The sequence below is a fragment of the Halalkalibacter oceani genome (assembly GCF_023715705.1).
Taxonomy (GTDB): Bacteria; Bacillota; Bacilli; order Bacillales; family Bacillaceae_D; genus Halalkalibacter; species Halalkalibacter oceani_A.
Map to the genome: position 1 here is coordinate 13,847 of NZ_JAMBOS010000034.1, position 22,618 is coordinate 36,464.

Below are 22,618 nucleotides of genomic sequence, written 5' to 3' on the forward strand. Positions count from 1 at the left end.
TGAGATGACGCGAAAGGTAAACGACCAGGCGGACGGGCTCCGTCAGGAAATGAAAAAGAGTGAAAGCGAGACGGCTTCGCTTCCCCCGCGTGCGGAGGTTCATAAAAACAGACCGAAGCCAATCAGGCTGAAACTTTCATTCCCATTAGTGCGCTTGCTGTTAATATTGTTTTTCATCATTGTCGTCATCGTCCTGTCGATTCCTTATTGGCTGCAATAGCCGCTTCTATGATGGCTTTGTCCCTCATAGAATGAGAGGGGGGTGGGAATGATGAAAAACAGGCTGGCGGAGGAAAGAGAGGGCATTCGGGTGCTAATGAACGAACTCATCGCCCGAAAGGACAAGTGGGAAGTCGTGGAAAAGGCGAAAGCCAGATGGTCGCTATTTTTGCTTGGCTGTCTCGCACTGCTTGTTTTCACCGTCTACCGCTTAATTTTCGGAACGGGGGCTGTTTTTTCACATCGTTTGATCTCTGTCCTGACGACAGATCCTTTTTTTATCGGTGCCATTGGACTCTGTGCGATCGGCTATTGGCAACTGCGCTTCTTTAGCAAGAAAGAGGATAAAGCGGAAAAGGAATACGAGGAACTGCGGCTTGACATTATCGTCCGTAGCGCTGAGCTGTGGGAGGATGACCGGTCATGGAAAAAACGAGAGCAAACATACGACTTTATGAAACGTGTCCACGGTGTTAATTTGTATCATAAATGACGGTGACAGACATACCTACAGCAATAAGAGCTTGGGGCAAAACTAGCTTTGGGCCTACTGGCAATGGCTTCACACGCCACAAGCCCGTTGTGAGAAACCCACTCACAACGGGCTTTAAAAGATCGTGGCGGTTCCGCTCATTACATTGAAGCTGGCATTAGCATGAGGCGGGTGCAGGCTGGGCCGGCTGTCCGAAGAACAGATAACTGGAGCGGCAAAATGGAGAACCGTGTATATGGATGAGCTGCTCATTGTAGGCTTCAATCTGGCCAAAGGCGACTGTTTTTCCTTGTTCGGAATCAAATACTTCGACAGGAATCCCTAAACGGTAATTAAACGATACGTCTTGGTCGGTTACGAGCGATTTGTTCGTCAGTTTCGTCAGAATCACGTGAATCACTCCTTCATGTTTGTTCATAATTACCCTTGAATGAAAGCGTTTCCTTTTCTTTGTTACCTTCAGTATAGCGGCTATTCCCTAAATATTCAATCAATTTGTTTGTTTTTCTAACGGGTTAAAATTCTTCGTTTTGTCACATTATTACGTTAGCTAAGGTAGTAACTGTGATAGGATAAAATAAAATAAGAAAATGCGTAAATGGAGTAAGGAGTGGATATCTATGACAGGAGTACAATTACTTGCGATCCTCGGCTTTGGGTTTATCGCGATGGCCCTAGCAGTCGGCATGGCTATTTACATGCTTAAAGTTTCCGATGAAGCAGAATAAAAAAATCAATGTTTTACGGTTTGTCTAAGACTATTTCATGCTGAAGAAAAACAGTTGAAATAGTCTTTTTTGTTACCCTGTTTTCAATTTTCTGTTAGAAAGGTACAATAGAAGAAAGAGGAAGGGGAGACGAACGATGCTAAACCGTTTACTTGTGAGGTTGGAGGAGCTTTACCCTGAGATGATCGAGCTGCGTCGGCTGTTGCATGCTGAACCTGAATTGTCATTCGAGGAAGTGAAAACGCCGGCGATGATCGCCGATTATTTAGAGCGGCTTGGCGTTGAGGTGAAAAGGGGTGTCGGAGGACGAGGCGTAATCGGATACATAAGAGGCGGCAGGCCTGGGAAGACCGTCGCGCTCCGTGCGGATTTTGATGCTTTGCCGATAACAGAAGAAACGGGACTGCCATTCGCCTCAAAAAAACCGGGTGTCATGCACGCCTGCGGCCATGACGGTCATACGGCGACACTGCTAATCGTCGCCAAGGCTTTGATGGAAGTACGTGAGGAACTGGAGGGCACGGTTGTGCTCATTCATCAGTTTGCCGAGGAACTTGCCCCAGGCGGCGCAATTGCGATGATTGAGGACGGCTGTTTGGATGGGGTTGACGCGATTTACGGTACCCATCTGTGGACGCCGGTTCCAGTAGGGGAGATTGGCTATAGAAGAGGTCCGATCATGGCCGCGGCCGACCGCTTTGATGTGACGATTCTCGGTCGCGGCGGGCATGGCGCGAGCCCACATGAAACGGTTGATTCAATTGTCGTCGCTTCAGCCGTTGTCGGGCAGCTTCAGCATATCGTCAGCCGCAATGTCGATCCGCTCAAATCGGCGGTAATCAGCGTCGGTTCATTTCAGTCGGGCGGCGCCTTTAATGTGATCGCTGATCGTGCAGAGCTGGTTGGAACGGTGCGTACATTTGATCCGGACGTGCAGGAGCTGTTAATGAAAAGAATCGAAGAAGTGATTCAGGGAACTTGTGCGGCAATGGGAGCGGATTACACGTATTCGTATCAAAAAGGCTATCCGGCTGTCATCAACGATGCAGTGGAAACAGAGCGCTTTGTCAGCAGCGTCCAGGCCGTGCATCCGGCAAAGGACGTTGTCGAGATCGAACCGGTGATGGGCGGCGAGGATTTTGCTTATTATTTGCAGCATGTGCCAGGCAGCTTCTTTTTTACGGGTGCGGGAAATGAAGAAAAAGGGTTAACCTACCCTCATCATCATCCGAAATTTGATTTTGATGAAAGGGCGATGGTCATTGCGGGCAAAAGCCTGGTGAGCGCCGCGCTCCATTTTTTACAGGGGACAAAAGCGGAGCAGCCTGTAAGCGGGCAGGACGTACGCTGAAAAAGCGGAGTGCGGGAATGGGGAACGACGTATGTCACTGAGCAACCATCCAGCGAATGATATAGAGGCGCGACTTCGAGAGAAAACGGAGTCAATGCAGGTACATCTTTTATCATTTGTTCGAATATTCGTGTAGCTGGAGGCCTTGATGAATGTCAGAGATGTTTCAAAAGGAAATGGATCGCCTTTTGGAGCATCTCTTTCCTGTTTACAAAAAGACTTGGGCGCTCAGGGAAATTGTGGCAGGTTATGAAAACTCTAATTGCCAAATGAAGGTAAGAGACGGATTGAAACCTTTTGTCGTCATATGGCGTTCCATAAGTATCATGATCATTGTAAGCTTACTGAAGAGATAGAGAGACGGGTGTACACCGAAATCGGAGGTCTTGAAGATGGAAGAACAATTAGTTTTGCGCGCGAAGCAGGGAGATGATGAAGCCTTCAGTCAGCTGATTGAACAGCATTTAAAAACGGTGGAAAAATTTGCCTATCAACTTGGTGTTCATCATATGCATGTCGAAGACGTCACACAGGAAGTGTTTATAAAAGTGTACCGCTTTTTAAACAAGCATAACCGCGGAAAATTTACAACCTGGCTTTATTCGATCACCTTGAATGTCGTCAGGGATTTTTACCGCAGCGAACAGCGCCAAAAAAGAAAAACGCAGGCGCTGAAGCAAATGGCTCCGCAGAGCATGTATGTGGAGCAGTTTTTTGATGAAGAATCAAAGGTGTTGCATGAATTTATTCAATCGCTAGATGAGAAATATAAAATTCCGATCATTCTTCATTATTTTCATGATTTGCCTTATCAGGAAATCGCCGAGGTGCTTAATGTAACCGAAGGAGCCGTGAAAACGAGGATGCTGCGAGCAAAGAAGCAGTTGAAAGGAAAGTTTGAAAAAGTAGGTGAGCAGCTATGAATGATCAACAACTAAAAGAGATGATGGATAAACTGAAGGGGCAGTATGATCAACTGCCGCAAAAAACGTCATCTTCACATATAATGGCACAAATTGAAAAGGAAAAACGCCCGCGGTGGGGCCGCTTTTTTCATCGTTGGCAGGCGGTGGCGATGATTGTGCTTGCCCTTGGGCTCGGCAGTGTGCTGACGGTCAATCAGCTTGGAAATTTCAGCTCGGAAGCACCAAGTGACTCAAGTGGAGACGAGCCCGAAATCGCTTTGATGCCGGATGCTGAAAGTGGACAAAGCGAGGAAGAATTCAACATCTTTAATGAAGCTCCGGAAATTAACGAATTCGAAACGGATGAGCCGGAGATGGATTCCCGCGAAGCAGCATCAAATGATAATGAGGAAGCCGGTGAGGCGGCGGGTGCCGAGAACGAGTCCGAGGTCATTGAATCGAGTGAGCGGTTCGAGGAAACGATTATGGTGGAAGGAATGGATGAGCAGATCCTCCTTAAGGAGGTCCAAAGTCCGGAACTGAACTTTACGACAAGGGTTAATGAGCAGTATGTCGTTGAGCAATTTACTGCTGAAGAAGGTCAGACGTTGCAGTTTTTTACAAACTTTTCCGGGGAGCCGGCAACGACGCCTTTCTTTACGGTGATCGAAGAGCAGATCGACGCCGCTTCGCCTGAAGAGCTGGAGGCTTCATTGCGTGAACGGTATGAAGCCGCCGGCTGGACGGAGCGCGAAGATGGAAGCCCGCTTTCTTCTCATGAGACGGAGCTGACCTTCGCTGCTGAACTAAGCTTCGAAATGGAAGGGGCGACGCTTGAAACCGCGATTATCGAACATGGGGGCGCCTACTACCGCCTTGCTGCTGAGATAAACATAAGTGGTGATGGGCGCGAAAGAGTATTTCGTGATATCGGCGTCCTGCTGAAATACGCTGAATTTGAATAATCCGATTTGCACGAGCGCGTCACCCGGGGTGTGCCAAAAGGAAAACCAACCTTGAGGCGCACCCTGTTTTGCTGGAAACTGCTGAAAAAGTACGATTTCACTTTTTCAGCAGTTTTTTCGTAATGAGCGTAGCCATTCCACTTCTTAGAGGTTACAAAAAAGGACGTTTTTCAGCGGCCTCGTTTTGCTGCTAGCTGTCTGATTGCTTGAAAATGTAAGGTGAAAGAAGGGACTGTTGTCCATATCAGCGCATATGCATGATAGAAAAAAGGGGATGACGTTGTGAGGATGGCCGTCTGGGTGTATATAAGGGTTCTGCTGTTAGTAACCGCTTATGGCGGAGTGGTGGCTGCGGCCAGTCTTTTTCCCCGTTCGCCAATCTGGGAGCTTTCGGCTTTTATCGGAGAAGTGATGTTTTCTCCATTCAAGCTGCTGGCCGCCTGTCTGCTGTTTATCGCCGGGTTTCTCGCCTATTCATCTTTTGTTCGTGACTTGATCAGCAGCTGCATTCCGCATTATACAAAAAGGCCGGGAAAGCGGGCAAAGAGGGTGTTTGCCTGCGCAGCTTTAGGATCGTTTGTACCTCTTCTTCTTACGCAAGGATTAATTGCATGTTTCGCGCTTTTTCTTGCTCTCTGGTATGGTATAATGGATGTCGGTTTTATGAGAAAACGCTGGAAATAGGAAGCTAAGGAGCACAGGATGAACATTTTCATTTCTCTCATTGTGGCGGCAGGAGCCGTCCTTGTTTTTTATATGATTACGGAGGCTTTTCGTACGCGGATTCGGCGGCAGCAGTTGACATTCGAACATTTACCGGCAGCTTTTGATGGCTTCCAGCTGTTTTTTATTAGTGATATTCATCGCCGTCGTCTGCCAGACCTGCTCTTTGAAGCACTTCACGGAAGCGTCGACCTTGTGATTATTGGTGGGGATTTATGTGAAAAAGGAGTGCCGCTGGCCAGGATAGAGGATAATTTGCGCCGGCTCGCCTCACTTGGACCGTGCGTCTTTGTCTGGGGTAATAACGACGAAGAAGTCGGGGCTCAACAGCTGCGCCGACTGCTTGCGCGTCATCAGGTGAGCGAGCTTGTTAATTCAGGCAAGGTCATTACGCGCGGTGCGGATAAGCTGTTTGTCGGCGGTGTTGATGACATTGGGCACAAGCGGGCTGACGTAAGGAAGGTTAGTACCCTGGTAGAGGAAGAATTTGCAATTCTCGTCAGTCACTATCCTGAAATCGCAGACGCTTTGCCGGCCGATCATCCCTTTTCACTCATTCTGAGCGGCCACACTCATGGGGGGCAAATCCGGTTTTTCGGCTGGGGGCTGGAGGAAAAAGGGCAAATCAAGCAGAAGTCCGGCTATGTTCATGTAATCAGCAATGGATTCGGCACCTCAACGCTTCCGCTTCGACTGGCGGCTCCCGCTGAAACCCATCTTATTCAGCTGCGGCGAACGGAATGAGTGTTGTATAAGCAGTTGTACAAAGTTTACACAGGTTGTATCATTCGCTATACTGTGGAGTAAGTATGTACACGCGTTGAACGAGAGCAGACCGGTTATTCTTTTCCAGACGGGTGTGGTTCGTCGCGGACGGAAGACGTTTTTTCGTTACTCAGCAGGAGGAGAAGGATATGACTTCGAAAGAAGGGAAATATAATATTAAAGCGATTTCGACGATGTTAGGAATTCAAGCGGGTACCCTGCGGGCGTGGGAGCGCCGCTACCGAATTGTCAAGCCGATTCGCAATGCAGCAGGACATCGCTTGTATTCCGACGAACATGTCGCAATTTTGCGCTGGTTAATTGATAAAGTAAATAAAGGGTTTACAATTGGACAAGCTGTCGGACTGCTGGAGAAAGATCACGCTCCTTCAATGCATTCCAGACAGGAGGCGCGTCATGAGGATTATGCCGTCAGACTTGGCGATGAAATGCTGAGGGCGTTGCTTTCTTTTCGGGAAAGAGAAGCCCATTATTTGCTGAATCAGGCTTTCAGTATGTTCAGCATCGATAAAGTGATGGTCGACATTTTAGGCGCCCTGCTTGTGAAGGTTGGAGAAATGCGGAATAGCGGTGAGATTTCGCTTGCCGGTGAGCAGTTTGTCTCGACTTTTTTACGAACGAAGATGGGCGCGATTCTGCACAGCTTTCCGATTGACGGTTTTTTGCCAAGGGTCGTGACAGTGTGCGGGCCTGATGAAACCGATGAATGCGGGTTAATGAGCTATAAGCTGTTTCTGCGGCAGAAAGGGTTTGAAGTGATCTGTTTAGGAAAGAAAATTCCAGTTGGCGATGTCGAACAGGTCATCAGGGAAGTAGAGGCGCGGATGTTCTTTACATCCTGTATGAATGAGAGCAATGTTGGCCACACGATGGAGATGATAAAGCGGCTCAACGAAGTGTACCCGCAGTTGATTATCGGAGCTGGCGGGGAGGCGATCGAGCAGCATCGCCCGGCAGAAAAGTACCGGGTCGGTTCAACAAGGCCGGATTGGGAGAGCTGGCTGCAAAAGCAGCTCAGAGGATAGAAAAATGGTCTCCCTGTTTACGAACCTTCTTTTCTGTCTGCTCATATCGTATAGTAAGACTTTTCTACGGATGAAACCACTTAAGCATGTAGGGAGTTCAGGGACAAAGGAGGGGGAAAAATGCGTCTTGAACGCTTGGCATCTAATAAATTCAAAGTATTTTTAACATATGATGATTTAAAGGAACGGGGCATATCGAAAGAAGATTTGTGGCAAGATGTGCCAAAGGTTCATGATCTATTTCGCGATATGATGCTTGAAGCTGACGATGAGCTTGGTTTTAAGGTTGACGGACCGGTGGCAGTTGAAGTATATGCTATGCCGGCGCAGGGCATGGTGATTATTGTGACAAAGGGTCTTCCTGATGATCAATATGGCGTCGATTATGATGATGGCTATATTGAAATGCAGGTTACGCTTGATGAGACCGAGGAGATCTTTTATGAATTTCAGGATATTGAAGATGTGATTGACCTCACGGCGCGGCTTTACGCCTTTGGTGCGATTGGCGGAACACTTTACTCGTTTGAGGGCCGATATTATTTAAGCTTCGAGGAGTACGACCTCGATGAGATTGAAGAGGAGGCATTTGTCGCTCTTTTGGCAGAGTACGGCAATCCTGCAACGGTTTCTTCCTTCCGCGTCGCTGAATATGGCAAAGTGATCGCGGAGCATGAAGCGATTTTACAACTGTATATGAGTTTTTTCGGAAAAAGGACTGATCAATTATAGAATCAGTCTTTTTTGCCGTTTTCTTAAAAAAAGATTATGATACAATAGCCTAGACTAGTTCCACTTAGAGAAATAGGCGAATAAACTAGTGATACATAATGTTGGCGAGAGGTGAGCACGGAATGAAGATAGCAGTACTGTACGGGGGGATTTCAGCAGAGCGGGAAGTGTCCTTATCTTCGGGTAAGGGGATTATGAACGCATTAGAGCAGCGCGGACACGACGTCGTCGGCATTGACTTTCATCCTGAACGGCTTGAGGAGCTGCTGAAGCTGGATGTAGATATTGTCTATATTGGCCTGCATGGCCGCTATGGAGAGGACGGAAAGATTCAGGCGTTACTCGATATGCTTAACTTGCGCTATGTCGGTTCGGGTGTCCAGGGGTCTGCTTTGGCGATGGATAAAGCGCGGGCAAAGCTGTTTTTTGCACGCAACGGCACACGGACGGCGCAGGAGCAGGTTTTATACCGCCATTCATACGAGCGCGAGAAGATTGAGATTGGTCTACCTTTCCCGCTGGTCGTCAAGCCGAATCAGGAAGGGTCGACAATTGGGATTACATTTGCGGAAAATAGAGAGCAGCTTTTGGCCGGGATTGAGGAAGCATTTAAGCTTGATGAAACGGTCTTGATTGAGGAGTTCATTTCCGGGAGAGAGGTAACGGTGGCAGTAATCGGAAATCGCGGTCAGGAAAAAGCGCTGCCGGTTGTTGAAATTGTCCCGAAAAATAAATACTATGACTACGAAGCGAAGTACGCCGTCGGAATGAGTGAGCATATCGTACCGGCTCGGCTGTCAGATGAGTATACCGACTATGTGAAGAAACATGCCGTGCTCGCTCATCAGGCGCTCGGCTGTGATGTTTATTCGCGCGTCGATTTTATCGTGCCTGAGGACGGCACAGAGCCGGTCATTTTGGAGGTTAACACGCTTCCCGGTATGACGCCGACGAGCTTGTATCCGGATGCTGCAAAGGCGATCGGTCTGTCATATGAAGAGATGATTGAAGAGCTTGTTATGCTTTCATTGAAAAAATAACCGATTGAACAGAGACGGTGACCAAAATATCGCGCCATTTAAGCTGGCGCGATATTTTCCGCTTCGTTTAGATGGTTGAACCGGCTTTCAACGGCCACTCAGACTTGTCCCAACGGGCAGGTCCTTTCGTCGTCGATGACAGAACGGAGCTTTGTTGGCATTCTTTCGCTCCTTTCGCAAAGAATATAAGGAATGAAGCGGCAGAAGCGTCTTGTTTCCGTCGTTTGCTGTAAATTGGTATACTAAATAAGAATCAAGTATGAGTGGCAGTGTGGAAAATGGGGTGGAAATATGAACGATGAAGATGTGATCATAGTCGGGGGAGGACCATGCGGCCTGGCTGCGGCGATTGCCTGCAAGGAGCGCGGTCTGAATCCGTTAGTGATCGAGAAGGATCATGTCGTTAGCGCGATCTATCGCTATCCGACGCACCAGACCTTTTTCAGTACGAGTGAGAAGCTGGAAATTGGCGGTGTTCCTTTTGTGATTGAAGGGAGAAAACCGAAACGGAACCAGGCGCTGGTTTATTATCGCGAGGTTGTAAAGCGGAAGGAGCTGCGGGTCCATGCCTATGAGCGCGTTGAGGCAGTCGTTCGCCAGAAAGATGGGACATTCAACGTGCAGACATCAAAGAGCGACTATCGCACGCCTCATGTCGTTATTGCGACAGGGTATTATGACTCTCCGAATATGATGGGCGTACCGGGGGAAGAGCAGGAGCATGTCTTTCACTATTTTAAAGAGGCTCATCCGTTTTTCGATCATGATGTCGTTGTCATCGGCGGAAAGAATTCAGCCGTCGACGCGACGCTGGAGCTGGAAAAGGCCGGCGCACGGGTGACCAATTTGTACCGCGGCAGCGACTATTCGTCAAGTGTGAAGCCGTGGATTTTGCCTGAGTTTGAATCGCTTGTCAGACATGAGAAAATTAAAATGGAATTCAATGCCGACGTGCAGCAGATTACAAAAGACGAAGTGATTTATCAGGTCGGGCAGACGACAAAGCGCGCGCCAGCGCAATTTGTCTTTGCGATGACCGGGTACCATCCCGATCATTCGTTTTTACGAAAAATGGGCGTAAAGGTCGATCCGGAAACAGGCCGTCCATTGTTTGATCAAGAGACGATGGAAACAAATGTCGCTGGTTTGTTTATCGCCGGGGTGATTGCCGCCGGCAACAATGCGAACGAAATCTTTATTGAAAACGGCCGCTTTCATGGGGAGGCCATTGCCGCGGCGATTGTCAGCCGCCGGGACCAATGAGCTGTCCGTCCTTGATGAGATGCGTTGAAGGAGCAAAGAGGATGGGACATGCAAAGCAACCAATTTTATAATGGACTACTTACATCAAGGCTGTATCCGAGGTGTATCACGAAGCTGCTGAAAAGGGGATTTCCCCCTTTCGGCAGCCGCTTTTATATTCCGCTATGCTTCTTTTATTGGAGAAAGTAGGATTGAAGAAGCTCCCGGTCATTTGTCTTCTCCAATGTGACCATCAGCTTTAACCGCGCTTTTTGACCATTTAAACCGTTTGTGAAAATAACGCCAAGCTCCCGCAGCTCCCGTCCGCCTCCTGCATAAGCATAGTTGTCCTGCACGACGCCGCTGAAGCAGCGGGAGACAAGGACAATCGGAATATTGCGCTCGATCAGCTCTTCTAGTGCCGGGACAATCTCAGGGGGCACATTACCTTGACCGAATGCTTCAATCACAAGGCCGTCGGCGCCTGACTGCATCGCCAGATCAATGATCGTACGCTCCATTCCTGTGTACACTTTTAAGAGAATGACTTTCTTCGTCAGCATGGAAACGGGGTACGACTCTCTTTTCGTGACGGTATGGTGAAAAAAGATGTCGCGCTTTGTGACGATGCCGAGCGGCCCATATTGCGGACTTTGAAAGGTCGCTATATTGCTGGCATGTGTCTTGGTGACATTCTTGGCACTGTGAATTTCATCGTTCATGACGACGAGGACGCCTTTGCCGCGCGCTTCATCGCACGTCGCCACCCGTACCGCCGTGATCAGATTATGCGGACCGTCCGCGCCGAGTTCATTGCTTGAGCGCATCGCTCCGGTAATCACGACGGGCAGCTGCCAGTTTACTAATAGGTCGAGCATATAGGCTGTTTCCTCCAGCGTGTCCGTCCCGTGCGTAACGACAATGCCATCAAGGCCATCCCGTTCTGATCTTTCCCGCAGCCGTTTCGCAAGGTCAACCATTAAAGCGGGAGTCATATGGGGTGAAGGCAGATTAAGAAAATCGTCGACGGTGACAGAGGCAATGCTTGCGAGCGATTCAATCGTGGAATATAATGGATGTATTGCAGCGGGAATCGTTCCTTGTTCCTCTTCTTTCATCGCAATGGTACCGCCGGTATGTAAGACAAGAATTTTTTTCAATATTAGCACCTCTATTTCTTTCCAGTTTAATGAAGGTGGGAATAACGAAAGTGTGTAACTGTGACAGCGAACAAAGCAGACAGACAGCTGTTTTCAGGAGCGGAGGATGTCCATCCTCCCATTTGTTCGGATCGTCATCTCGTTGAAATACTTTTGTCCCAACCTCTTTATGATAACATATGATCTTAAATGTATCCTCTAAGGTCCTGCTCGGATAACGAAACGAAAGGATATAGAGAAAAGGGAGGACAACTTGTTTGCGATTGTGACGGCAGCGATGGCACCAGGCATGGCATTGTTGTCTTATTTCTATTTACGAAACCACTACAGCTCCTATACAAGCGCCTTCGTCTTCCGGACATTCTTAATCGGTGTATTGCTTGTTTTCCCCGTTATGGTCCTGCAGTATGCTTTTATTGAGGAAGGTTTCTTTAAAAACATGCTCGTCCAGACGATTGTGCTCTATGGCGTGATCGAGGAATTTTTTAAATGGTTTTTATTGTATTTTTTCGCCTATCAGCATGCCGATTTTAAACGGAGATATGACGGGATTGTTTTTGGTGTCGCACTTTCCCTTGGCTTCGCCAGTCTCGAGAATGTGCTCTATTTGCTGGCGAATGGTTTGGAAACGGCGATTGGCCGGGCTCTTCTGCCGGTTTCAAGTCATGCATTATTTGGCGTTCTGATGGGGTATTATATGGGTAGGGCGAAGCTGGAGCTCGACGCAAAAGCGAGGCATTTGACATTGGCCTTGATTTTTCCTATTCTCTTACACAGTATATACGACAGTATTTTGCTGCTGTTTGATACATACTTTATCATCGGGATGCTCCCATTTATGCTCCTGTTATGGTGGCTTGCTTTAACAAAAGTGAAGCGCGCCCATCAATTGGATCAATAGTAAAGTAAGAAGGGTGATTGATTATGTCAGAAGGACGTTATCGCGTCGTCATTCGCTGTCCGGTCTGCGGAGAAAAATATATTCTCAGAGGAAGACGGAATGAGAATGGCGAGTATGAAACCGGTTTTAAACGCTGTGTATGCGGAAATGCCGAGCATTTGCATATCGACGCCACACCGGAATAAATGAGGCCGGAAAAAAATTTCACTTGCAAAATGATTTGAATTGTTGTAATTTTGATTAAACGAAAAACTCATTTACATACGATTTCTTATCAAGAGAGACGGAGGGACTGGCCCGACGATGTCTCAGCAACCAGCCATTGATTGGTCAGGTGCTAATTCCATCAGATCGTGATGATCTGAAAGATAAGAAGAAGCGAATTCATAACCAAACACCTTCTTCTTAATGGAATTTAAGAAGAGGGTGTTTTTTTCATCATTTGGAAAAGGTGGAGGGATACAGATGAACCGAGACAAGCTTGAGACATTACTCGTACAGATTGGAAACCGCTCAGAAGACCGGACAGGAACCATTAATACGCCTGTTTATTTTTCAACGGCGTATCGTCATACAGGAATCGGAGAGTCGACCGGCTACGATTATGCCAGAACGGGAAATCCGACAAGGGAAGTGCTGGAAACGGCGATTGCCGCCCTTGAGGAAGGGGACCGTGGATTTGCCTGCAGCTCGGGGATGGCGGCGATTCAGACGGTGTTTTCTCTGTTCGCTCAGGGAGACGAGATTTTAGCCTCTCAGGATCTTTACGGGGGAACGTACCGTTTATTTGAACAGGGCTGGAACCGCTGGGGGCTGTCATTTGCCTACGGAGATCCGCGAAATCTTGAACATTTCGAATCATTAATCAACGAGCGGACGAAGGCGCTTTTTATCGAGACGCCGACGAATCCGTTAATGCAGGAAGCTGATATCACCGCCTTGGCGGAAATCGCGAAAAAGCATCAATTGCTGCTGATTGTCGATAATACATTTTATACGCCGCTGCTTCAGCAGCCACTTGTCAAAGGGGCCGATATTGTCATTCACAGTGCCTCGAAATATTTAGGCGGGCATAATGATGTGATCGCCGGTCTGATAACGGCTAAGGGCACGGAGCTCTGTGAAAAGATCGCTTATTATCATAATGGCATTGGCGCAACATTGGGGGCGTTTGACTCCTGGCTGCTTATCCGTGGGATGAAGACGTTGGCTTTGCGGATGGAAAAGCATGAGGAAAACGCGAAGGCCGTTGTTGCTTACCTTGAGGAGCATCAGGCGGTAACTGATGTGCTGTATCCAGGCAAAGGCGGGATGCTTTCCTTCCGGATTAAAAAAGAAGGATGGGTCAATCCGTTTTTGCAGCAGCTGAAGCTGATCTCCTTTGCGGAGAGCCTTGGTGGAGTGGAAAGCCTGATGACGTATCCGGCAACGCAGACCCATATGGACATTCCCGAAGATATTCGGATTGCCAACGGCGTCTGTAATCGGCTGCTGCGCTTTTCGGTCGGAATTGAGCGCGGAGAAGATTTAATAAAAGATTTGGAGCAAGCTTTTCACTATGTGACATCAAAGGAATAGAAAGGAGGGACCCGTAATGAAGCTGCTGGAGCGATTAGCAAATGAGGTCCTTGTAGGGGATGGGGCAATGGGAACCCTCCTCTACGAGCAAGGAGTGGATCAATGCTTTGAAGAAGTGAATCTCAGTAACCCTGATAAAATCATCGCGGTCCACAAGCAATATGTAGAGGCAGGAGCCGATGTAATTCAAACAAATACATATGCGGCCAATTCCTTAAAGCTTGAAAAATACGGCTTGGAGAAAAAGGTTCAGCTGATCAACGAGGCGGCTGTCACCTTAGCGAAGCGGGCAGCAGGCGGGCAGGCCTTTGTCGTTGGCACGATTGGCGGGGTCCGCCGCTTTCAGCTGGAAGAATGGTCGCTTGAGGAAATCGAAGCGGCGTTTAACGAACAGATGAAGCACCTTCTTCAAGGGGGCGTTGACGGTCTGTTGCTGGAAACCTTTTATGATCTTGAGGAAGCAAAAATGGCAACGGTCCTAGCGAGAAAGTGGACGGATTTGCCGATCATTGTTAACCTTTCATTAGGAGAAATCGGTGTGATGAATGGCGGGATACCGGTCGCCGACGCCTTTCGTGAATTGATTACGGCCGGAGCGAACATCGTCGGCTTAAATTGCCGGATGGGACCTTTCCATATGCTGCGTTCCTTTGAATCGATTCCGTTGCCGGAGAATGGCTATTTGTCGGCGTATCCGAACGCCAGTCTGCCGGATTATCGCGACGGGCGCGTTTTTTATCAGTCGAACGCCGACTATTTCAAGGCAATGGGTGAGAAGTTTGTCAAGGAGGGCATCCGTTTATTAGGCGGCTGCTGCGGAACCACGCCGGAGCATATCGCGGCATTTAAAGAGGTGAAGGAACGGTTTGCCCCGATTACGGAGAAAAAAGTTCGTTCAGTCATCCGTGTGGAAAAGCGGATTGAGCTGCCGCCAGAGCATACGCCGCTGCCTGAGATCGTAAAGCAGCGCAGGTCGGTGATCGTCGAGCTTGACCCGCCGAAGAAGCTTAATACGGACAGGTTTATCGAAGGCGCGACAAAGCTCCATCAGGCCGGTGTCGATGCGGTGACGATGGCTGATAATTCACTTGCTTCCCCGCGTGTTGACAATTTGGCTCTCGGGGCGATGCTTAAGGGGCAGATCGGCGCGCGTCCACTCGTTCATGTCACATGCCGCGATCGCAATTTAATCGGGCTGCAATCACACTTAATGGGTCTTCACGCCTTAGGGATTGATGATCTGCTGGCGGTGACGGGGGACCCGACGAAAATAGGAGACTTTCCGGGAGCGACCTCGGTGTATGACGTAACCTCTTTTCAATTAATTTCCTTTATTAAGCAGCTGAACGAAGGGATTTCTTTCTCGGGCAAGGAGCTTGGTCAGAAGTCAACCTTCTCTGTCGGAGCGGCCTTTAATCCGAATGTCCGTCATTTGGACAAAGCGGTGCAGCGGATGGAGAAAAAGGTCGAGAGCGGTGCTGATTATTTTATGACACAGCCGATTTATAGTGAAGCGCAAATTGAAGCGGTGTACGAGGCGACCAAGCATATCAAACAGCCGATTTACATCGGAATCATGCCGTTAACCGGAACGAGAAACGCGGAATTTCTTCACAATGAAGTACCGGGAATTAAGTTGACGGATGAGATTCGCAGCGCGATGGCACAATGCGGCGACGATCGTCACCGCGCGGCGGAGGAAGGCATACGGATCGCCAAGTCGTTAATCGACACAGCTTTAACATTCTTTAACGGCATTTATTTGATTACGCCATTTTTACGGTATGAGATGACCGTTGAACTGACTGATTATATTCAAGCGAAGACGAAGGCAGCATCCATTAAAAATCAGTAGCAGGGATCAGGAGAAAGGACTAAAGCGTATGACGAAGTCTTTATTTGAACAGCAATTAGAACGAAAAATATTAGTACTTGACGGAGCGATGGGAACGATGCTCCAGCAGGCTAATTTAAGCGCGGAGGATTTTGGCGGCGAAGAATATGAAGGCTGTAACGAGTACTTGAACGAAACAGCGCCCGAAGTAATTGAAAAGATCCACCGGGACTATTTGCAGGCCGGCGCCGATATTATCGAAACGAACACATTCGGTTCGACCAATATTGTGCTTGATGATTATGATCTCGGTCATAAGGCAGGAGAGCTGAGCCGCGTGTCGGCAGAAATTGCCCGAAGAGTAGCAGACGAGTTTTCGACACCGGAATGGCCGCGCTTTGTCGCCGGAGCGATGGGACCGACGACGAAATCGCTCTCGGTGACGGGTGGTGTTACGTTCGAGCAGCTGATCGAATCCTATTATGAGCAGGCCCGTGGCTTAATTCTCGGCGGAGTCGATGTGATGCTGCTTGAAACGAGCCAGGATATGCGCAACGTCAAGGCGGCTTATATCGGAATTGAGCAGGCTTTCACCGAGCTTGAGAAAAAGCTGCCAATCATCGTTTCAGGAACGATCGAGCCGATGGGGACGACGCTTGCCGGTCAAAACATCGAAGCATTTTATTTATCACTTGAGCACATGAATCCGACCGTCGTCGGCTTAAACTGTGCGACAGGTCCGGAATTTATGCGCGACCATATTCGCTCTCTTTCGGATTTGGCGACAACATATGTCAGCTGCTACCCGAATGCCGGCCTGCCAGATGAGGAAGGGCATTATCATGAATCGCCGGACTCACTTGCGACAAAGCTTTCGGCATTTGCGGAAAAAGGCTGGTTGAACATCGTCGGCGGCTGCTGTGGAACGACGCCTGTCCATATTGCGGCCATGGTCGAAGCAACGAAGGATTTTGCCCCGCGGGTTATTAAGGCGAAGCATCCTCATGCTGTTTCGGGAATTGAACCGTTAATTTATGAGGAAAGCATGCGCCCGTTATTTGTCGGAGAACGGACGAATGTCATTGGCTCACGAAAGTTCAAGCGACTGATCGCGGAAGGGAAATTTGAAGAGGCGTCAGAAATCGCCCGGGCCCAAGTGAAGCGCGGCGCCCACGTGATCGATGTCTGTCTCGCTGATCCGGACCGCGAAGAGCTGGAAGATATGGAACAGTTTTTAAGCTATGTGATCAATAAAGTGAAAGTGCCGCTAATGATTGATTCAACGGATGAACATGTCATCGAAAAAGCGTTGACGTATTCTCAGGGGAAAGCGATCATAAATTCGATCAACCTTGAGGACGGCGAAGAACGGTTTGAAAAAGTAATTCCAATTGTCAAGCGCTACGGAGCGGCTGTTGTCGTCGGGACGATCGACGAGAAAGGGATGGCCGTCAGCGCCGAACGCAAGCTCGAGGTCGCGAAGCGCTCGCATGATCTGCTCGTAAACAAGTACGGCTTAAAGCCGGAGGATATCATTTTTGATCCGCTCGTCTTCCCGGTCGGCACTGGAGATGAGCAGTACATTGGCTCCGCCAACGCGACGGTCGAAGGCATCCGCCTGATTAAAGAAGCGTTGCCGGACTGTTTGACGATCCTCGGGGTGAGTAACGTTTCCTTCGGCTTGCCGCCGGTCGGCCGCGAAGTGCTGAATGCCGTGTATTTGTATGAATGCACGCAGGCCGGACTGGACTATGCGATCGTCAATACCGAGAAGCTTGAACGCTATGCCTCGATTTCAGATAACGAAAAAGAGATGTCGCGCAAGCTGTTATTTGAAACAACAGATGAGACGCTTGCTGAATTTACCGCTTTCTACCGCGGAAAAAAAGCGGAAAAGAAAGTCGAGCTTTCCACGCTTACGCTTGAGGAACGGCTTGCTTCCTATATCGTCGAAGGGACTAAAGAAGGGCTGACGAAGGATCTTGATGAAGCGCTGGCGAAGTACGATGACCCGCTCGATATTATCAATGGTCCGCTGATGACCGGGATGGATGAAGTTGGCCGCCTGTTCAACAATAATGAGCTGATCGTCGCCGAAGTGCTGCAAAGCGCCGAGGTGATGAAAGCATCCGTTGCTCATCTGGAACCGTTCATGGAGAAGAAGGAAGATGATAACGGCAAGGGAAAAATCATTTTGGCGACCGTAAAAGGTGACGTGCATGATATCGGGAAAAACCTCGTCGAGATCATCTTAAGCAACAACGGCTTTAAAATCGTTAATCTCGGCATCAAAGTGACCTCGACTGAGTTGATTGAGGCGATCAAAAAGGAAAAGCCGGATGCGGTCGGTTTGTCCGGACTGCTCGTCAAATCGGCGCAGCAAATGGTGCTGACGGCTCAGGATTTGCGTCAGCAGAAAATCTCGATTCCGATTCTGGTCGGTGGAGCAGCGTTAACGCGCAAATTCACCGATACGAAGATCGCCGCCGAATACGAAGGAATGGTTCTTTACGCCAAGGATGCGATGAACGGACTGGAAATCGCCAACCGCCTCGCCAATCCGAACGAGCGGACCCGTCTGGCCGAAGAACTGGCAGAGGCACGGGCGAAAAAGGACGCGGTGCGTAAGGAAAGAACGGCAGGTGAATTGGATGATTCCGTAAAGACAGCTGTTCGTTCCGACGTAAAAACGGATGGTCCGATCTTTACGCCGACGGACCTCGATACCCATATTTTACGCGACTATAAGCTCTCCCACCTTGAGCCTTATATTAATATGCAAATGCTGCTCGGCCGCCATCTCGGCTTACAAGGCAAAGTGAGCCGTCTGCTGGCCGAGAAAGACGAACGGGCCATTCAGCTGAAGGAAAAGGTTGATCAGTTTTTACAGCGGGCCAAAGTTGAAAAGATTATTTCAGCCCATGGGATGTACCGCTTTTTCCCGGCTCAGGGCGACGGCAACGATATTCTGATTTACGATCCGGAAGATACGTCCAAGGTACTCGAGCGCTTCAGCTTCCCGCGCCAGCGCCAGAAGCCATACCTATGCTTAGCTGATTATCTTCGTCCGGTTGAAAGCGGCGAAATGGATTATGTCGGCTTCCTCGCTGTCACCGCCGGCCACGGTATCCGCGAATTAGCGGAGAAAGCGAAGGAGGAGGGCGACTATTTGGAAAGTCATCTAATGCAGGCCGCGGCCTTGGAGATTGCCGAAGGCTTTGCTGAGCGCCTCCACCAGCAAATGCGCGACCGCTGGGGCTTTCCGGATTCGGCCGACATGACGATGGAAGAGCGATTCTCCGCCAAATACCAGGGCGTACGCGTCTCGTTCGGCTATCCGGCCTGTCCGAATCTCGAAGATCAGGAGAAGCTGTTTGCCCTGCTGAAGCCGGAAAAAATCGGCGTTCAGCTGACGGAAGGCTTCATGATGGAGCCCGAAGCATCCGTTACTGCGATGGTCTTCTCCCATCCGGAAGGGCGTTATTTTAACGTGTTGGCGTAAGGCTTTTATCATCAATCAAATAACACCCTTACATGGAAGACCCCCTTCATTTACGACATTCGAAGGGGGTTTTTTCTTTGGAAAAAGAAAGAGGCTTGTGGCGTGTGAAGCCCTTGCCAGTAGGTCCAAAGCTAGTTTTGTTTCAAGTCCTTTGCATACTTTGAGCATATATTTCCCTTTTTTACAAAACAATAAAGATGTGCAGGTAAAAAAGGGGGATGAATGAAATGGCGTTTAATGTGACGCAAAAGCTGATTGATGGCCATCTTTTGTTTGGTGAGATGACGCCGGGCACGGAAATTGGTTTGAAAATTGATCAAACGTTGACACAGGATGCGACCGGAACAATGGTGATGCTCGAATTGGAAGCGATGGGGCTCGACTATGCCAAAACCGAAGCCTCGGCCCAGTACGTCGATCATAATTTGATTCAAGTAGATAGCAAAAATCCGGACGACCACTTGTTTTTGGAAAGTGCGACACGACGGTTTGGCTTGTATTACAGCCGGCCGGGAAATGGAGTCAGTCACCCGGTTCATATGCAAAGGCTGGCGAAACCGGGAAAAACATTGCTCGGCTCCGACAGTCATACATGCGCGAATGGCTGCATGGGAATGCTGGCGATGGGCGCTGGAGGAATCGACGTGGCGATGGCGATCGCCGGCGAGCCGTTTTATGTGAAAATGCCGCAGGTGTGGGGTATTGAGCTGAAAGGTGAGCTGCCTGACTGGGTCAGCGCCAAAGATGTGATCCTCGAACTGCTTCGCCGCCATGATGTCAAGGGCGGAGTCGGCTATGTCATGGAATACTTCGGTGAAGGGTTGAAGCATTTAAGCGCAATGGACCGTCACGTTATCGCCAATATGGGTGCCGAGCTTGGCGCGACAGGGACCGTCTTTCCGGCCGATGACGAAATTAAACGGTACTTAAAGCAGCAAAATAGGGAAGAGGATTGGATCGAACTGAAAGCGGATAAAGGGGCATCCTATGACAGGTACGAGGAAATCAATTTATCGGAGCTTGAACCACTTGTAGCCAAACCATCAAGCCCGGGGAATGTCGTTCCCGTGCGGGAGATTGCCGGGGAGCCGATTTATCAATCATATATCGGTTCTTCCGCCAATCCGGGCTATCGCGATTTTGCGATCGCCGCTGAGATTGTCAAAGGGAAACAGGTTGCTGATGGTGTCTCCCTCGATATTAATCCGAGCTCGCGCCAAATTTTGACCGATTTAGTGGAAGGGGGACATATTGCCAGCCTGCTTCAGTCCGGCGCCAGGCTCCACCAGGCCGGCTGCAACGGCTGTATCGGGATGGGCCAGGCTCCCGCCTCGGGAAGAAACAGTCTGAGAACAACACCGCGCAACTTTCCGGGACGGTCGGGAACGAGAGAGGACAGCGTGTTTTTATGCAGTCCTGAAACAGCCGCCGCTTCAGCATTGACAGGCAAAATCACCGATCCGCGTACGCTGGAGATGAATTATCCGAAAATAAAAGAGCCGAAGAAACGGACTGTCGATGAGAGCTTGTTATCGGCACCGTTACCGCTTGAAAAGGCGCGGGAAGTGGAACTATATAAAGGCCCGAATATTGCTTCAATTCCGGAAATGAACGAGCTTCCTGATATGTTGGAAATTCCGGTTTTGCTGAAAATGGGCGACAATATTTCAACGGATGAGATTTTAGCTGGCGGAGCCCGTGTACTGCCATTCCGCAGCAATCTGCCGGAGATCAGCAAATTCGTGTTTGAAATTGTTGACGAAACGTATTATGAGCGGGCTCGGAAAACGGTGGAACAAGGCGGGCATGCGATTATCGGCGGCTTTAACTACGGGCAGGGCTCTAGTCGTGAGCATGCGGCGCTTGCTCCACGATACTTGGGGCTGCGGGTCGCTCTTGTCAAGGACTTTGCCCGGATTCATTGGCAGAACCTGGTCAATTTCGGCATTTTGCCGCTGACCTTTGTTGATGAAAAGGATTACGATAAGCTACAGCAGGGCGATATATTGACGATAACAGATGTAAAAAATAAGATTCAACAAGGAAATGAATTTAGCATTAGTCTAAATGGAGGCAAAGAAAGGATTAACGTGAGACATGCGCTCTCAGCACGGCAAATTGACATTATGATCAAAGGCGGATTAATCAACTGGGTAAAAGATCAGCAAACGGTTACCTCGTAAGGAAGGGGATGATAGAGAATGGTTGATCGCAAAAATGTTTGCAAAGCGTGTGAGGGAACAGGAATGCTCGCTGATGACGAAGAATGGCAATACACATGCACGGTATGCGGCGGCGATGGATATGTTCAGCAGGAACACTCGACATCGTCCACCGTCTTACACGTCGATGAAAACAACCGGATTTTGGATTGAACTACCGTTTACAAAAAAAACAGAGAGGCCCGTTCTGCACAAAAAGTGCAGCCCGGGTTTTTCTGTTTTTGTTAAAGGTGATGGGAGAAGCTGTGAAAGTATGAAAAATAGTAAAAAAGTTCGCAAAAAAGATGAACTCAGGGTCTAAATCACTATTGGTTCTTTCATAAGGATGTAATAAAATGGTACTTATAATGACACCACGATAGGGAGAATGAACAGTTGAAAAAAGTACTATTATTATGTGTGATTTTAATCGGGGCGAGCGGATGTGCGGGGGCGACGGTCAATGGAAGTGAGCAAATCGCTGCTGAGGCAAATAAAAAAGCGGTAAACCTCTATATAAAAGAGCTGGAAGAAAGAGAAATTGACTTGATTAACCCGCTCAAACAGGAGGTATTAATGACGATCAGAAAAAGCGATTTTGCTGATTCTGAAGAGACTCTGCGCGAGTGGGTGAAGGAATTGGCCCGAGGCCCGAACGGCTTTGATCAGCGCATGAAAGCGGCCAAGGTTCGCGATGATGGAACGTTTGTGCCAGGTGTTCCTCAAGTTGTATTAAAAGAAGAGGAATTAGTGGAAAAAATCAAGCAAGCCAGTTATTTTACCCGGCAGCTCGAAATTCCGATTGAAGTAACCTATATTAACGTCACGGAAGAAGATGTCGCCGGCCTCGATGAAGTCGAGATCGGCCGTTATGCGACAAAGTTTACTTCTTCCATTAGCGGACGTGTCGATAATATCGACCTTTCAGCGAAGAGCATTTATGGCGTCGTCCTCGGTCCGGGAGACATCTTTTCGTTTAACCGGATTGTCGGGGAACGTACAAAAGCGCGCGGCTATAAAGAAGCGAATGTCATTGTTGATGGCGACTTCGTCAATGGACTCGGTGGCGGAATTTGCCAAACATCAACGACATTATATAATGTCGCCAGACTGTTGAGAAAGTCTTCTCAACAGTCTTTTTTTGTAGATATTAATCCGATTATTCGGGTAAATATAGTATAATATAGGTAGATTAATTGTGAGGTGAGTTGTGTATGTTACGCCCTGTCCGTG

Annotated in this window: 22 protein-coding genes and 1 riboswitch; of the genes, 20 read left to right on the forward strand and 2 right to left on the reverse strand. The window is 48.8% G+C overall.

Annotation, left to right across the window (positions count from 1 at the left end):
- The first annotated feature begins 4 nt into the window (after window positions 1-4).
- Together M3212_RS19995 and M3212_RS20000 are read left to right on the forward strand one after the other, a co-directional pair.
- Window positions 5-220, forward strand: a complete 216-nt coding sequence (locus M3212_RS19995; protein ID WP_251195709.1) for a hypothetical protein — start codon at window positions 5-7, stop codon at window positions 218-220.
- A gap of 48 nt (window positions 221-268) precedes the next feature.
- Window positions 269-712 carry a DUF2663 family protein gene (locus tag M3212_RS20000; RefSeq protein WP_251195710.1) on the forward strand — a complete coding sequence of 148 codons (444 nt, stop codon included), beginning with the start codon at window positions 269-271 and terminating at the stop codon, window positions 710-712.
- A 157-nt stretch (window positions 713-869) separates the two neighbouring features.
- Here M3212_RS20000 and M3212_RS20005 read toward each other — a convergent pair whose 3' ends face one another.
- Window positions 870-1,103, reverse strand: a complete 234-nt coding sequence (locus tag M3212_RS20005; RefSeq protein WP_251195711.1) for a hypothetical protein — start codon at window positions 1,101-1,103, stop codon at window positions 870-872.
- A 473-nt stretch (window positions 1,104-1,576) separates the two neighbouring features.
- On the opposite strand from M3212_RS20005, the gene M3212_RS20010 reads away from it, so the two are divergent.
- The 10 genes from M3212_RS20010 to M3212_RS20055 all read left to right on the forward strand — a co-directional run bounded on the left by M3212_RS20010 (window position 1,577) and on the right by M3212_RS20055 (window position 10,230).
- Window positions 1,577-2,791: a M20 family metallopeptidase gene (locus M3212_RS20010; protein WP_251195712.1), complete on the forward strand. Its 1,215-nt coding sequence runs from the start codon at window positions 1,577-1,579 to the stop codon at window positions 2,789-2,791.
- Window positions 2,792-2,943: 152 nt separating this feature from the next.
- Window positions 2,944-3,147: a hypothetical protein gene (locus tag M3212_RS20015; protein ID WP_251195713.1), complete on the forward strand. Its 204-nt coding sequence runs from the start codon at window positions 2,944-2,946 to the stop codon at window positions 3,145-3,147.
- A 36-nt stretch (window positions 3,148-3,183) separates the two neighbouring features.
- A complete protein-coding gene (locus M3212_RS20020; protein ID WP_251195714.1) occupies window positions 3,184-3,714 on the forward strand; it encodes an RNA polymerase sigma factor in 531 nt (176 codons plus the stop codon).
- Window positions 3,711-4,661 (forward strand): hypothetical protein, encoded by a 951-nt coding sequence (locus M3212_RS20025; protein WP_251195715.1) that lies wholly within the window; start codon window positions 3,711-3,713, stop codon window positions 4,659-4,661. The genes M3212_RS20020 and M3212_RS20025 overlap by 4 nt, the downstream gene beginning before the upstream one ends.
- Window positions 4,662-4,961: 300 nt before the next feature.
- Entirely contained in the window at window positions 4,962-5,345 is a 384-nt protein-coding gene (locus M3212_RS20030) for a hypothetical protein (protein ID WP_251195716.1), read from the forward strand.
- Between the two features lie 18 nt (window positions 5,346-5,363).
- Window positions 5,364-6,128, forward strand: coding sequence for a metallophosphoesterase (locus M3212_RS20035; RefSeq protein WP_251195717.1), 765 nt, complete (start codon window positions 5,364-5,366; stop codon window positions 6,126-6,128).
- Between the two features lie 170 nt (window positions 6,129-6,298).
- Window positions 6,299-7,195 (forward strand): MerR family transcriptional regulator, encoded by an 897-nt coding sequence (locus tag M3212_RS20040; protein WP_251195718.1) that lies wholly within the window; start codon window positions 6,299-6,301, stop codon window positions 7,193-7,195.
- 120 nt (window positions 7,196-7,315) lie between these two features.
- Window positions 7,316-7,927 (forward strand): genetic competence negative regulator, encoded by a 612-nt coding sequence (locus tag M3212_RS20045; protein ID WP_251195719.1) that lies wholly within the window; start codon window positions 7,316-7,318, stop codon window positions 7,925-7,927.
- A 122-nt stretch (window positions 7,928-8,049) separates the two neighbouring features.
- A complete protein-coding gene (locus M3212_RS20050; RefSeq protein ID WP_251195720.1) occupies window positions 8,050-8,967 on the forward strand; it encodes a D-alanine--D-alanine ligase family protein in 918 nt (305 codons plus the stop codon).
- 291 nt (window positions 8,968-9,258) lie between these two features.
- Window positions 9,259-10,230: a YpdA family putative bacillithiol disulfide reductase gene (locus tag M3212_RS20055; protein ID WP_251195721.1), complete on the forward strand. Its 972-nt coding sequence runs from the start codon at window positions 9,259-9,261 to the stop codon at window positions 10,228-10,230.
- 173 nt (window positions 10,231-10,403) lie between these two features.
- Here M3212_RS20055 and M3212_RS20060 read toward each other — a convergent pair whose 3' ends face one another.
- Window positions 10,404-11,369, reverse strand: coding sequence for an asparaginase (locus M3212_RS20060; RefSeq protein ID WP_251195722.1), 966 nt, complete (start codon window positions 11,367-11,369; stop codon window positions 10,404-10,406).
- A gap of 253 nt (window positions 11,370-11,622) precedes the next feature.
- Between M3212_RS20060 and prsW the strand changes: the two genes are divergently transcribed.
- The 8 genes from prsW (at window position 11,623) to M3212_RS20100 (ending at window position 22,567) form a co-directional block, all read left to right on the forward strand.
- Complete coding sequence (gene prsW / locus M3212_RS20065) at window positions 11,623-12,270, forward strand: glutamic-type intramembrane protease PrsW (RefSeq protein WP_251195723.1); 648 nt, start codon at window positions 11,623-11,625, stop codon at window positions 12,268-12,270.
- A 23-nt stretch (window positions 12,271-12,293) separates the two neighbouring features.
- The gene (locus M3212_RS20070) at window positions 12,294-12,455 is read left to right on the forward strand and encodes a hypothetical protein (protein WP_251195724.1); all 162 of its coding nucleotides are present in this window, start codon (window positions 12,294-12,296) and stop codon (window positions 12,453-12,455) included.
- A gap of 83 nt (window positions 12,456-12,538) precedes the next feature.
- Window positions 12,539-12,645, forward strand: a riboswitch (SAM riboswitch).
- A gap of 90 nt (window positions 12,646-12,735) precedes the next feature.
- Window positions 12,736-13,848, forward strand: a complete 1,113-nt coding sequence (locus M3212_RS20075) for a methionine biosynthesis PLP-dependent protein (protein ID WP_251195725.1) — start codon at window positions 12,736-12,738, stop codon at window positions 13,846-13,848.
- Window positions 13,849-13,864: 16 nt separating this feature from the next.
- Window positions 13,865-15,703, forward strand: coding sequence for a bifunctional homocysteine S-methyltransferase/methylenetetrahydrofolate reductase (locus tag M3212_RS20080; protein ID WP_251195726.1), 1,839 nt, complete (start codon window positions 13,865-13,867; stop codon window positions 15,701-15,703).
- A 28-nt stretch (window positions 15,704-15,731) separates the two neighbouring features.
- Window positions 15,732-19,184, forward strand: coding sequence for a methionine synthase (gene metH, locus M3212_RS20085; RefSeq protein WP_251195727.1), 3,453 nt, complete (start codon window positions 15,732-15,734; stop codon window positions 19,182-19,184).
- 227 nt (window positions 19,185-19,411) lie between these two features.
- Window positions 19,412-21,367 (forward strand): aconitate hydratase, encoded by a 1,956-nt coding sequence (locus M3212_RS20090; protein WP_251195728.1) that lies wholly within the window; start codon window positions 19,412-19,414, stop codon window positions 21,365-21,367.
- Between the two features lie 18 nt (window positions 21,368-21,385).
- Window positions 21,386-21,559, forward strand: a complete 174-nt coding sequence (locus M3212_RS20095; protein ID WP_251195729.1) for a hypothetical protein — start codon at window positions 21,386-21,388, stop codon at window positions 21,557-21,559.
- 222 nt (window positions 21,560-21,781) lie between these two features.
- The gene (locus M3212_RS20100) at window positions 21,782-22,567 is read left to right on the forward strand and encodes a VanW family protein (protein ID WP_251195730.1); all 786 of its coding nucleotides are present in this window, start codon (window positions 21,782-21,784) and stop codon (window positions 22,565-22,567) included.
- Window positions 22,568-22,618: the final 51 nt, after the last annotated feature.